Annotated in this window: 15 protein-coding genes; 14 read left to right on the plus strand and 1 reads right to left on the minus strand. The window is 59.5% G+C overall.

Annotation, left to right across the window (positions count from 1 at the left end; all coding sequences use genetic code 11):
* The first annotated feature begins 286 nt into the window (after positions 1-286).
* From E8E68_RS08195 to E8E68_RS08245, 11 genes are all read left to right on the plus strand, one after another.
* Positions 287-799, plus strand: a complete 513-nt coding sequence (locus E8E68_RS08195) for an STY4534 family ICE replication protein (RefSeq protein WP_280340588.1) — start codon at positions 287-289, stop codon at positions 797-799.
* Between the two features lie 61 nt (positions 800-860).
* A complete protein-coding gene (locus E8E68_RS08200; RefSeq protein ID WP_280340590.1) occupies positions 861-1,118 on the plus strand; it encodes a hypothetical protein in 258 nt (85 codons plus the stop codon).
* Between the two features lie 62 nt (positions 1,119-1,180).
* Positions 1,181-1,675, plus strand: a complete 495-nt coding sequence (locus E8E68_RS08205) for a JAB domain-containing protein (RefSeq protein WP_280340592.1) — start codon at positions 1,181-1,183, stop codon at positions 1,673-1,675.
* A 58-nt stretch (positions 1,676-1,733) separates the two neighbouring features.
* Positions 1,734-2,450, plus strand: a complete 717-nt coding sequence (locus E8E68_RS08210; RefSeq protein WP_280340594.1) for a hypothetical protein — start codon at positions 1,734-1,736, stop codon at positions 2,448-2,450.
* Between the two features lie 130 nt (positions 2,451-2,580).
* A complete protein-coding gene (locus E8E68_RS08215; RefSeq protein WP_280340596.1) occupies positions 2,581-3,099 on the plus strand; it encodes a PilL N-terminal domain-containing protein in 519 nt (172 codons plus the stop codon).
* Positions 3,096-3,764: a hypothetical protein gene (locus E8E68_RS08220; RefSeq protein WP_280340598.1), complete on the plus strand. Its 669-nt coding sequence runs from the start codon at positions 3,096-3,098 to the stop codon at positions 3,762-3,764. The genes E8E68_RS08215 and E8E68_RS08220 overlap by 4 nt, the downstream gene beginning before the upstream one ends.
* A 10-nt stretch (positions 3,765-3,774) precedes the next feature.
* Positions 3,775-4,491 carry a TIGR03759 family integrating conjugative element protein gene (locus E8E68_RS08225; protein WP_280340600.1) on the plus strand — a complete coding sequence of 239 codons (717 nt, stop codon included), beginning with the start codon at positions 3,775-3,777 and terminating at the stop codon, positions 4,489-4,491.
* Positions 4,473-5,027, plus strand: coding sequence for a transglycosylase (locus E8E68_RS08230; RefSeq protein ID WP_280340601.1), 555 nt, complete (start codon positions 4,473-4,475; stop codon positions 5,025-5,027). The genes E8E68_RS08225 and E8E68_RS08230 overlap by 19 nt, the downstream gene beginning before the upstream one ends.
* Positions 5,024-5,485, plus strand: a complete 462-nt coding sequence (locus tag E8E68_RS08235; protein ID WP_280340603.1) for an integrating conjugative element protein — start codon at positions 5,024-5,026, stop codon at positions 5,483-5,485. Before E8E68_RS08230 ends, E8E68_RS08235 begins: the two co-directional genes overlap by 4 nt.
* Before the next feature lie 9 nt (positions 5,486-5,494).
* On the plus strand, positions 5,495-7,621 hold the full coding sequence (traD, locus tag E8E68_RS08240; protein ID WP_280340605.1) for a type IV conjugative transfer system coupling protein TraD: 2,127 nt from the start codon (positions 5,495-5,497) through the stop codon (positions 7,619-7,621).
* Between the two features lie 33 nt (positions 7,622-7,654).
* Positions 7,655-8,383: a TIGR03747 family integrating conjugative element membrane protein gene (locus E8E68_RS08245; RefSeq protein ID WP_280340606.1), complete on the plus strand. Its 729-nt coding sequence runs from the start codon at positions 7,655-7,657 to the stop codon at positions 8,381-8,383.
* A gap of 220 nt (positions 8,384-8,603) precedes the next feature.
* On the opposite strand, the gene E8E68_RS08250 is transcribed toward E8E68_RS08245, so the two are convergent.
* Positions 8,604-10,619, minus strand: coding sequence for an AAA family ATPase (locus tag E8E68_RS08250; protein ID WP_280340608.1), 2,016 nt, complete (start codon positions 10,617-10,619; stop codon positions 8,604-8,606).
* 417 nt (positions 10,620-11,036) lie between these two features.
* Between E8E68_RS08250 and E8E68_RS08255 the strand changes: the two genes are divergently transcribed.
* From E8E68_RS08255 to E8E68_RS08265, 3 genes are all read left to right on the plus strand, one after another.
* Positions 11,037-11,456 carry a helix-turn-helix transcriptional regulator gene (locus E8E68_RS08255; RefSeq protein ID WP_280340609.1) on the plus strand — a complete coding sequence of 140 codons (420 nt, stop codon included), beginning with the start codon at positions 11,037-11,039 and terminating at the stop codon, positions 11,454-11,456.
* 210 nt (positions 11,457-11,666) lie between these two features.
* Positions 11,667-12,002: an RAQPRD family integrative conjugative element protein gene (locus tag E8E68_RS08260; RefSeq protein WP_152953910.1), complete on the plus strand. Its 336-nt coding sequence runs from the start codon at positions 11,667-11,669 to the stop codon at positions 12,000-12,002.
* Complete coding sequence (locus E8E68_RS08265) at positions 11,989-12,228, plus strand: TIGR03758 family integrating conjugative element protein (RefSeq protein ID WP_016488085.1); 240 nt, start codon at positions 11,989-11,991, stop codon at positions 12,226-12,228. The genes E8E68_RS08260 and E8E68_RS08265 overlap by 14 nt, the downstream gene beginning before the upstream one ends.
* Positions 12,229-12,235: the final 7 nt, after the last annotated feature.

Genomic DNA, 12,235 nt, shown 5'->3' on the forward strand with positions numbered 1-12,235 from the left:
TCTGAACCCAGTCAAAACCGCTGTTGACGGGCGCTGCGCACCGTTCTATAGATGAACTGCACCGCGCTGTCGTTGACAGCACCAGGTAGCCGGAACCTGCAAGGCTACGCTCTCTCCAGAGTGGTTCCTCCCAAAGTGCGACTAGCGTTCGGCGGCTCGCACGGTTATCGCTCCCCGCGATGATGAGCGCTCTTACACCACTGCTGTTGCACCTGACCTTCCCTTGCGGACTCACCCCCGCCAGGGCCGGTGAATATCCGCGTTTCTCGCAAACAGGAGATTCACCATGACCACGGCAAACACAGCTGCCCCCAGTACCTACTTCAACCTGCACACCCAAGGCATTGGTTACTTGAACCGCGTGCGTGAGGTGCCAGTGCGGCGAGGCCAGCCCTTTATGGCCTGCGACATTGCCGCCTTGCACGGTGCGTCGGATGACGTCGAGTACACCCGCTTCGACTGCAAGGTCGCTGGCGGTGAAGCCGAACGGCTGATCCGCGAACACCACGAGGATGTCCGTGCCGAACGCAAGGTGCTGATCGCGTTTCGCATTGGCGACCTTTGGGTCGACGCCTTCACCTACGAGAAAGGTGAGCGCAAAGGCCAACCTGGTGCCAGCCTCAAAGGTCGGCTGATCTTCATCGAGTGGATCAAGGTCAACGGTCAGCTCACCTACAAAGCGCCAGCTCGGCAGGATGCTTCCTCGGCTGAACCGCCGTCCGAAGCGGCAAAAGAACATGCGCCGAATCCTTCACACAGTGCCGATCAGGCTCAGGACCAGGCCTCGCAGCCTGCCTGAGACGGATGCTCCACCACAGAGGCGCTCGCATGAGCGCCTTTTCTTATCCCCGGAGGTTGCCATGGAGAGTTACTGGCTCTGTGAGGATTGCCTGCATGCCGTGGCCTACGACGACTTCAGCGTGCTGTCGCTGTACTACAGCGAGGTCGAAGTCGACCAGCGAATTGCGCAGATGCGTATCGAACTGCAGGCGCTAATGCCGCTCAGCGCCGATTTCGATCCGCACACCGGCGTCGGCATCGACCCCTTCTCCACTCGCCCCTGCGAAGCCTGCCATTCCCCGTTGCAAGGCACCCGGCATCGTTTCACCCGCCTGTGACCGCCTGATCCCACACACCGGAGGCCTCCTCCCGGAGCGCTTCTGCACACGAGGCTCTGCTCATGAACACGCCATTGACCCTGGTCGAGCCCCTCGACCCCGCCCTGACCCAGCGCGCCCACGAAGATGCGTTGATCAACGAAGCTCTGCAGCTGCTGGACCAACGCTATTTCCAGCGCGGCGAAGTACTCATCACGCCTGCCGACGCCACCTCCTACCTGAAGCTGCGTCTAGCGCCTTATCACCACGAGGTGTTTGCCTTGCTCTATCTCGACTCACAGCACCGCGTGCTGGACTTCGAGGTGCTGTTTTTCGGCAGCATCGATGGGGCCTCGGTGTACCCCCGCGAAGTGGTGGTCAAGGCGCTGGCACACAACGCCGCCGCAGTCATCCTCAGCCACAATCACCCTTCCGGCTGCCCTGAGCCCAGCGGCGCCGACCGCGTGCTGACTACACGTCTGATCGAAGTGCTGGCGCTCGTCGAGGTCCGCGTTCTGGACCACATCATCGTTGGCGAAGGTCAGCCCCTGTCCCTGGCCGAATACGGCTGGATCTAACCCTCTCTCTCGCCACCGCCTGCATGGGGTGGCGTTCTCTTTTAACTGGAGCGCCACCATGCTCACCTCAACCCCCAACCCCTTTGCCCGCGGCTTCCATGCGTTCTCCTGCGAGCGCGTGGTTCAAATCCACTACGACGACCAGTGCCCGCCCTGCTACCGTCCTCTGCACACCGCCCAGTTGGACTTGGACGACGATCACATCAACTGCCAGGCGTGCGTGTTCGATGACGACTGTGCCGTCATCACGGAAGGCCAAGATGTCTCTGGCTTCCTTCGCATGCAATTGCCCGCAGACGACGTGGTCAGCACTGTGCTGTACCAGGTCACCGCCGAACGGCTGAGTGGCTCGGTACACATTGGCGACCTTCCCAGCTTGGAAGCGGCGGAGCACCTGATGCAGCAGCTGTCCTTCACCACCGGTCACTACAGCCGCAGTTGGGAGATCAGCGCCTCCCACCTACCGGCCGACGAGTACGCCTACCTTGAGCAGTTGGCCCGCAGCGAACGACCGGCCGGCTTCTTTGAATGCTTCCAGTTGGTCAGCAACCGCTCCGTCGGCTGCAAGCTGTACTCGACGCCCTGGCACCGCAGCGCCCATGTAGAAGGCTTCGGCTGCTCAGCGGCGGACGTCTGCATTCGCCTGTTGGATGAACAGGTGCCTCCGGTGTTGATGACCCTGTTGTTGCTGGCCGGCCAAGCCGACACGCGCTTCCTGGTGTTCGATCCCGATGCAGCCCAGCTGGCAGGACTGCCAGTGTTTGCTGACGATTGACCCAAGGCGCCCTGCGGGGCGCCTTTTCCACGTGTTGGGCTCGATAAACCGGCCGGGCAACTTCAATTTTCCAGTGGGTGCAGCTCACGCGCGTTGCCAAGGTGTCGGCACCTACTGTCGAGACCTGCTCATGCACACGCCCGCACTTTCTTACCTTGTCATGATGCTCGCGCTGGCGGGCTGCAACACGCCGCCTGCCGTCACCCCACCGATGGCGCCAGCCAAAGTCGAACCAGTTCCAGCCACCCCGTCCAAGCCGCTATCAGAGTCACCAGCGTGGGTCCGCCAGGACCGCTACACCCTGCTCAGCACGCGACCGACGCTGGAGCAACGCCAGCCATTGTTTCAACTCATAACCGTGCAGATTGCGCCGGCGCTGCACGCGACGGTCGGTGATGCCCTGCGCCACGTGTTGCAACGCTCGGGCTACTCGCTCTGCGCCAACCGCGCCGAGGTCACGAGATTGTTCAGCCGCCCCCTGCCGGCCGTGCAGCACCAACTCGGGCCGGTGGCGCTGCTGGATGCCTTGACCATCCTCGGCGGCCCGGCCTGGCGGCTCGTTATCGACCCGGTCGAACGCAGCGCGTGCTACGCCCTTCGCGCACCGGTGCCCGCCCCACCTCACCCGCCTCTGGAGATCACGCCATGAAGGTCCATCACTTTCAGGCCCTGGTGCTCGGGGCCCTGTGCCTGGGCGCCGCGGTATTGGCCGCCGTGACCTACAACCACCAGCAAAAACTGACCGCGCTCCTGGTTGCCGTTGATAGTGCGCCAGCCGACCCAGTCCCGGCGCTGCGGCGGGACCTTGATGCACTCGGCACGACCCTCGCGGCACTTCCAGCGCAAGTGAACGCGCTGGGCGAGCACCAGCGCCAGCAGGATGCGACCTTCGCGACGCTGAGCAAACAGCTGGATGTGGTGAGTGCTTCGCTCAAGGCCATTGAAGCCCTACCTCGGGGTCCGACCAAGGCCGATCTGTCCACGCTAGAACAACGATTGGGCAACGCCGAAACCGCCGTCCACGCCCTTGAGGCTCGACCGACTGCGCCATCCGCACAACCCCAGCCTGCAGCATCTGCCAAATCGGCCGCAAAAACCCAAAACCCGACGCAGCCATTCACCTTGTTGGGTGTCGAGACCCGGGGCGACGTCCGGTTTGTCTCGGCCCTACCGGCCGGCGCGCACGCCCTGTCGACCGTCCACCTGCTGCAGCCCGGTGACAGCTTGAACGGCTGGCAGCTCAAGACCATTCGCCGGAATCAGGCCGTGTTCCAAGTGCCTGGCCTCGGCGAACGTTCGCTGCCCCTGCCGTGACGAGGTGCATATGGTCCGGTTAATCACTCTTTCGCTGCTCCTGTTCACCATCTACCTGGTACCGGGATTGGGATGGAGTGCACCCGCCACGGTTGAAACGGAGCAGCAGTCCAGCGAGCAGGCCCCGCTGCTGCTAGAGCGATCCGCAGCACAGGCCAAGGCCTGGGGCCTGACCGATGACGAATGGGCCAAGTTCGAGCGCCTGCAGAGCGGTCCCCGCCACTACTGGTCACCGCAGCTCGACCCACTGACCACCCTGGGCGTGGAAGCCGATTCGGACCAGGAGCGCCAGCGCTACGCCGAGCTGCAGGTGCGACTAGAAGCCAAACGTGCCGAGCGCGAACTGGCCTATGAAAAAGCCTACACCGCAGCTTGGGCGCGGCTGTTCCCGGGACTGCTGCCGGTGCAGAGGATGAGCGATGCAGTCTCCCCGTCGAGCAACCCGCGCTATGCCGTTTTTGTGGAGGACCCGTGCTCGACCTGTGAGGCCAGCGTCCGCCAATGGTTAAGCACGGGCGCCCATCTGGACGTCTACCTGGTGGGCAGCCAGGGCGACGATGCGCGGATTCGACAATGGGCGCGCAAGGTGGGCATTACCCCAGCCCAGATCAGCAGCGGCCAGGTCACCCTCAATCACGACCGCGGCCGCTGGTTCGCCCTCGGCGTCAGCCGCCCCCTGCCCGCACGCTTTCAACAGGTGGAAGGGAAATGGCAACGCGTCGACTGACCCTCGCCCTGGCCCTGACGGGGGTGACTGTCGCCCAAGCAGGCGGCCTCCCTCCACCGGCGTACCAGTTGGCCGCCGCCCAGGCCGGCATCCCGGCCTCGGTGCTGTTTGCCATTGCCCAGCAGGAGAGCGGCACGCCGCTGCGTGGTCGGCTTGTTCCCTGGCCGTGGACCTTGAATGTGGCCGGCACGCCGCAGCGCTTCGCCACCCGTGCCCAGGCCTGTAGCGCACTCACCGTGGCGCTCACCCGGCATGATCCCAAGCGCATCGATGTCGGCCTGGGTCAAACCAACCTGGGCTACCACCCGGAGCGTTACCCCACCGCCTGCGATGCCCTCGATCCGCGCAGAAACCTCGCCGTCACCGCTGACCTGTTGCGCGCGCACTACGCCAACGTCGGTGACTGGGTCATCGCCGCGGGCCGCTACCACCGGCCTGCGGGCGGGCCCCCGGCGGAGCGCTACCGCATGCAGTTCAACCAGCACTGGCAGCGCCTTGAAGTCGCCACACCTAGCCGCGGAGGGCCACGTTCATGATTGAAGTTCGCCGGGGCGCACTGATCTGCGGGCTATTGGGGTCGTTGGCTACCGGGGCATGGCTTGTGCCAACGCCCCCTGCCATGGCCGCCGAATCGGTCGCGCCGGTTGAACGAGCCGACCCACGCACACTGAGCTGGGTATTGCCGGTGCACAGTGCGCGCCTCACGCCGGGTGAGGTGCCACGCAGAGCGCTGGATTTGCCAGGCATGGTCCCGCTGTTCCTGGTGGGCGCGGACGCCGCCTCATTGGCGTGGCTGGCGCAGCACGCGCCGTCGCTGAAGCGCTTGGGCGCAAACGGCCTGGCCGTTGAGGTCGCCGATGCGGCGGCGCTGCAGCGTATCCAGGCGGTAGCACCTACGTTGAGCATCTGGCCGGTCAGTGGCGACGACATCGCCGAGCGGCTGGAGCTGGAACACTACCCGGTATTGATCACACCAACCGGCCTGGAGCAGTGAGGAACCGTCATGGGCGATCATGCGATGGAATCTTTGCTGCGCCCAGCGGTGGAGTTGTACACCGTGGGGATCTGTGCCGGTGCCGGTGCGCTGTGCCTGCATTCACCCTGGGCGGTAGCCCTGTCGCCGGAGGTCGGTGCTGGCATCGCCCTGGCCTACACCGCCTTCGGCCTCAAGCGCCTCAATGAGGCCCGCATTGTCCTACGTTATCGGCGCAACATCCGCCGCCTGCCCCGCTATTCGCTGACCAGCCGACAGATCCCGGTCAGCAGCAAACGCCTGTTCATGGGGCGAGGTTTTCGCTGGAGCCGCCTGCACACCCAGCGTTTGCTAGAAGCACAGGATCCCGCACTCGCCCGCTACGTCAACCAGTCAGCGGCCTACCAGTGGGCACGGCGTCTGGAGCACTTCCTGGAAAAAGCGCCGCCAGGGCTCTCCCTCCTGCCACGGCTGACCGCCTGGGACAGCCCGCTAAACCCGATACGACCGCTGCCGCCCGTGGGTGGCTCACCGCTGCTGCATGGCGTCGAACCCAACGAGCAGGAGGCCTCCTTGCCACTGAGCGAACGCGTGGGCCATACCTTGGTGCTGGGCACCACCCGGGTCGGCAAGACGCGCTTGGCCGAGGTCTACATCACCCAGGACATTCACCGGCCGAGCCAGGAAGTAGTGATTGTCTTCGATCCCAAAGGCGATGCCGACCTGCTCAAGCGCATGTACGTGGAAGCGCGACGCGCCGGTCGTGAACATGAGTTCTACGTCTTCCACTTGGGCTGGCCCGAGATTTCCGCGCGCTACAACGCCATAGGCCGCTTCGGTCGCATCTCGGAGGTTGCCACCCGTATCGCTGGGCAACTGAGCGGTGAAGGCAACTCGGCGGCGTTTCGCGAGTTCGCCTGGCGCTTCGTCAACATCATCGCCCGGGCACTGATCGAGCTGGGCCGACGCCCTGATTACCTACAGATCCAGCGCCATGTGGTGAACATCGATGCGCTGTTCATCGAGTACGCCCAGCACTTTTTCGCCCGACATGATCCGCAGGCGTGGGAGACCATCGTGGATCTTGAAGCTCGCCTCAACGAAAAAAACGTGCCAAGGCACATGGTCGGCCGCGAGAAACGCGTGGTCGCCATCGAACAGTACCTGACCGCCAAGCGCCTCTTCGACCCGGTCATGGATGGCCTGCGCTCGGCGGTGCGCTACGACCGCACCTACTTCGACAAAATCGTCGCCTCGCTGTTGCCGTTGCTGGAAAAGCTCACCAGTGGCAAGACGGCCCAGTTGCTGGCCCCCAACTATGCCGACCTGGACGATCCACGGCCGATCTTCGACTGGCTGCAAATCATCCGCAAGCGCGGCATCGTCTACGTTGGCCTGGATGCGCTGTCCGATGCCGAGGTCGCCGCAGCGGTCGGCAACTCAATGTTTGCCGACCTGGTCTCCGTCGCCGGGCACATCTATAAACATGGCATCGATCACGGCTTGCCGGACTCCTCCAGTGCGTCCGAGAAGGTGCCCATAAACCTGCACGCCGATGAGTTCAACGAACTGATGGGCGACGAGTTCATCCCGCTGATCAACAAAGGCGGCGGTGCCGGTATCCAGGTCACCGCCTATACCCAGACCTTGAGTGACATCGAGGCACGCATCGGCAGCAGAGCCAAAGCCGGACAGGTCATCGGCAACTTCAACACCCTGCAGATGCTGCGCGTACGAGAAACCGCGACCGCCGAACTGCTGACCAATCAGCTGCCCAAGGTCAACGTGCAGACGCGCACGCTGGTCTCCGGCGCGACCGACACCGCAGATCCGGATGCCCGAACCGACTTCACCTCCTCCTCGCAGGATCGGGTTACCACCAACGCCGTGCCGCTTATCGAGCCCGCGCACATCATCGCCCTCCCCAAGGGCCAGATGTTCTCGTTCCAGGAAGGCGGACAGCTGTGGAAGGTTCGGATGCCACTACCGAAACCGGCTAGCGATGATCAGATGCCGGCGGATCTGCAGGCCCTCGCTACGCGCATGCGCGAGTCCTACAACGCCAATGCGGGAAGTTGGTGGAGCAGTGCCGGGGGTGCGCCGACGGTCGACTTCGATCCCGAGATGCCACCACCCGGGCGTAAACACGCCCCCTGAGCCCCTAGCAGCCAGCGAACACCTGGGAGCTTTATGCCTACTACCCCAACCAATCCGCCTCAGACACAACGACGCCCCGGGCTGATCTTCGGCACGTTTGAACTGTGCCTGCGATTGCTCGGCCTGCTGTTCGCCTCTCTGCTGTTCTCTATCGTGCTGGAGTTCGTGGGCATGCTGTGGTTCTGGCCAGAACAAGGTTGGCATCACAGCCATACCATGTGGCTGACTGAGCTTGGATGGCTGAGCAATCACTTCAGGAGTTCGCTGCTGGTACAGGAGCCGGCGCAAGCGACCACGAAAATCCTTGAGCACATCAACGACTGGGTTGTGGTCCGCTCCGGCTGGGTACAGTCCGACACCCACCTGAAACTGCTCAGTCAAGAGGAGTCATTGCAAGGACAGCTTGCTCAAGTATATGTCGCTAGCCAGAACTACTTGCTGGCTGCGCTGTTTACGGTGTTCACGTTCGTGGTGCGCTTGACCGTTCTGACTTTGGCCACGCCGCTGTTCTTGCTTACAGTATTGACCGGTATGATCGATGGGTTGACGCTCCGCGACCTTCGCAAGTTCGGCGCAGGCAGAGAGAGCAGCTTTGTGTACCATCGAGCGAAGCGGACGTTGCTGCCGCTGATCGTGAGCCCTTGGGTAATCTACCTGTCGCTTCCTTGGTCGCTGAATCCAAGCTGGGTTTTACTTCCATGTGCTGCGTTGCTGGGCTTCATGGTGGCGATCACCGCGACAACGTTTAAGAAATACCTTTGAATGTCAGCATTCGACCCAGGCTGTGTAAAAATCCCGCCACTTCCTGATGATCCTGCTTCTACGTAACATCTGAAGAGTGCTGACTGTTTAGCAGGCCTAGATTACATGTAGCAACGCGATTTTTCGGTTGTTTCTGAGCTTGGCCGATCAGCGAGGAGTGTACACGGTTGCATCTACTGTTTGGCCTCAGCCGGGAGAGTATCCCGGCTGGGCCTCCAGATTACTTCAGGGCAGCGTTGATATCTTTGAACAATGCTGCAAATCGAGCAACAGTATCATCGGTACAATTTTCAGCAATATTTCCCACCATAGCCGAAGCCACAGCGTAATGATTATAACCTCCTGAAGGGCGGATTTTTATGCTATTGGCCAAGAGGTATTTTTCAATTCTTCCGACAATTCGGTCCCCTGGTGGAAGGTCCGATTGAACAATGGTCTTATGACCAAGCTCCTTCTGAAATACACTGGAAAAGACCACCATATATCTATCGGGATCAAGCAAGTCCTCGACATCCGTTGCAACACTATCTTCACCGAGCTTTGAAAGATCACGAAACTGCGAGAAATTGAATACAGATTTTTTCTTGAGGAGCTTCTGCGACACTAAAGACTCAAGTTTTTGTTCCGACCTCCCGCTGTAATCATGCAGCACCGCAAGATTAAGTCCATTAGCCCCAAGTAAGGATACAAAGGTGGCAACATTGCTTAAACCACCAACCGGCACGATAGTGGCGTTATTCATCAACCCCACCCCTCCAGCAGTCTCGACCACATGGGACATAGCCTGCAATATCGACAACTCCGAAATACCCTCAACTAACAAGTTGAACTTTGTGACAAATAAGTTTTGGGCCAAATTCCAACCAAGTGCTGCTTGGAGGGGAAAAATGGTGCGAGGATCAGAACCTGAAAGGTTATCCGAAACGGTTGTACCAATCTTAACCTTATCCTCCACCACACGCACCTGGTGCAGTCTGTCAGAATGCACCATGAATGGTGAGTGAGTGGTGTAAATCACCTGATTACTCTCTGAGAGATGATCGATATAACTCAGAAAATCTGTCTGAGCGAGCGCGTGGAGAGCCAGTGCGGGCTCATCAAGCAGAAGTACCAAAGATTTATTACTAGCCTTACCAGTCGCGTCAAGCTGGTGCTGAACACTGTCAAACCATACAAGGAAGCTAAAGAACCAAATGAATCCCCGGCTGCGTTGGTCAAAGGGTGTCGAAACACCACGATGACGGCGATTTCTGATCCGTAGATAAATATTGGGACCCACATTGAATGGGGCGGCTTCGGAGGCGTCTGGGCGGATATCTATTTCAACTTCAAGATCTTCATTCTGCTTCCAGAACTCTAGAACCTGGTCAGTTAAACTGATAGAAACAGCTTCGATCTGCGATTTCAGCTCCTCATAGGATTTACCGTTGTCGAAATCTTCCAAATCAACCTCTGCCATCCGAAGCAGCGCAAGGACCGCTTGGTGTTTTGGCTCGATCTGTTTACTCGCATTAGCAGGATCAGCCGCAGCATTCTTCACTCGCTGCTTAAGATCCTGAAGATTCAGCTTTCCGGGGAGTAAATCGTAATCGCTAAAATACAAAAAACTAGGTATCGATGGCATGAAGTTTATCAAAACCTCATAGGCGGAAATGTGATCCCAGCCTTTTGCCCCATCTGTGGCAGCTACTCGTTTTTTCAATGACTCAATCAGTGCCGTATCCGCATCATTAGGAGACTCAAATCCAGCGAGCTTGTTGGACGCAGATCTGATGGTCGTCGCCTCCTTGAGAATACCTCTCACCCCTTCGCTCAAAGCCGTATTCAAGGTCAACTTCTTGAGTACGGCCTCATCAGTGACATTAACTGAATTGATTCGCTGATTTTGATAATCATAATTAACCGAAAATTCAAAGCCGTCTGCTAATTCGATACCGACCAGCTTATTGACCCTCTCAATCTCTCGTGCATCAGGCCGGTACGTCAATCTCACTACGACATCCGGTTCCTCTTCGTGACGCCGCCTATAGGCGGTGACATCCTTTCTTGGATAGTCATCCGTGATATTAAAAGACTCTTTACCCAAAGCATCTTTAGCCTTGTGCAACGCTTTAAGAAACACTGTTTTTCCGGCTTCATTCATGCCGACCAGCACAGTCACATCAGGATCAATTGACACCGACTGGGGCTCATTGATTGAACGAAAAGGTCCCACAGTTGCGCGTACGAGCTTCATGCATTCATCCCTTGACAATACAGACGCACCAGTTACATGGCATTGGGCCACGCCCCCTAGGTTTGTAGTTGAGAATACCCATCCCCATTGGGCGAGTCTAGGCTCCAGCTCGTGGAGGTTTACGTCCTCCTTGGACGAAGTGCCAGCAGTCATCCCATAGCTGACGCCTTACTCGCTGACCCTTCCTATGCATTCGTGATGACACATAGGGCTTGCTCAGTTGTATCTCAGTTCGCACCGTCTGCACGTTTTTACACACAAAGCATCGAGATGCAGACATCCGCAGGATTGTCCCTAGCACCCCAAGGGTCTGGCTCGAGGGTGTATAGTAGAATGAAATCCGGTGGCCTGAGCGGGTTCCCCCCAACTAAAGTCGCCGCCAAATGCACCTAAATACCCGACTCCTCAGGTAATTTCATGCCATTGAAGTCATCGTTTGCCAATGTGCTTCGAGTGCTACGCAGTCAGCGCAACATCACTCAGCGCGGATTTTCCGACACGACCAGCCGTACCTACTTGTCCAAGCTCGAAACTGGTAGATCGAGCATCACACTGGACAAACTTGAGCAGCTTAGCGAGAGATTGGAACTGAGCCCTTTGACGCTGCTGGCGTTGACGCTGAGCGAGGATACGGGGCAGACGGCAAATGAGTTGCTTGGCAGGACCAGGAACGAGATTCGAGAACTTGAATCGGAGGGTCGAATTCCAGGACTACAGGCCACGCTGGGGGATAATTTAGCTGAGCCCCCGTTGCCGACCAGTTCACGCAATCCTCGACCGAAGATGCCCCCGCGCGCTCTGTGCGCAATTCAGACGGAGCTGTCATTCTCCGACTGATGACTGACTAGCCTTTCAGGTGCTCGATACAGCGTTAGGAATAAGCGAGTAGCGCCGGCAAGTCCGCATCGCCCCTCAATACCTCTCTCCAGGCTCACCTCACTTCTGCCCAACGTCGCCAGAAAGCGAAAGGCCAAGAATCCTTTTAACTCGTGCCTCAACTCGCCCGCTCGGTAATGGTGGCGACCAGTGATTATTCTGGAGCCTGCCATGAGGACGTATGCCTTCCCGTTGCTTGTGATTTGTCTAGCAACCCTTCCGGCAGTTGCGCAAGAAAGTCGCGAGCGCTCGGATCTGGGACTCGTGCAACGCCAGTTCACTGCCATCGACCAGTTGGCCGAGCGTGCGGAAAGCAGCTCAGACGATGCAGTTGGAACGCGCTATCGCTTCGACTATCCGAGGTTTGCGGCAGACCTAGAACGTGTGCGTGAAGGCATCCAACAATACTTATCGCCCTCCCGCGCACAGCCGGCTGACCTAGTCGAGCTGGCCGGTCAGTACCGTGCTGAAGCACCCCACTCGAGCCCCTCCGATGAGCATGACTGACGCTCAACTCAGCGCGTTTTCGGCCGTGGCCGGGTTTGCCCCGCAGCTCAGTTCGGTGCTGTGGCGCTCCTCGGTGCTGGTGTTGGCGTTGCTCTGGTGCACCTGGGCCCTGTGGACCGGCTACCGCGGTTGGGCGGCCGGCAATCTCAATTTCGGTGCGCTCGGCGGCAGCACGCTGCGTCTGGCCCTAGCCCTGATCGTGCTGATGTTTTTCATGCTGTCGTAATCTGGAG

It is taken from the genome of Pseudomonas sp. BN607, from assembly GCF_029871175.1.
GTDB lineage: Bacteria > Pseudomonadota > Gammaproteobacteria > Pseudomonadales > Pseudomonadaceae > Aquipseudomonas.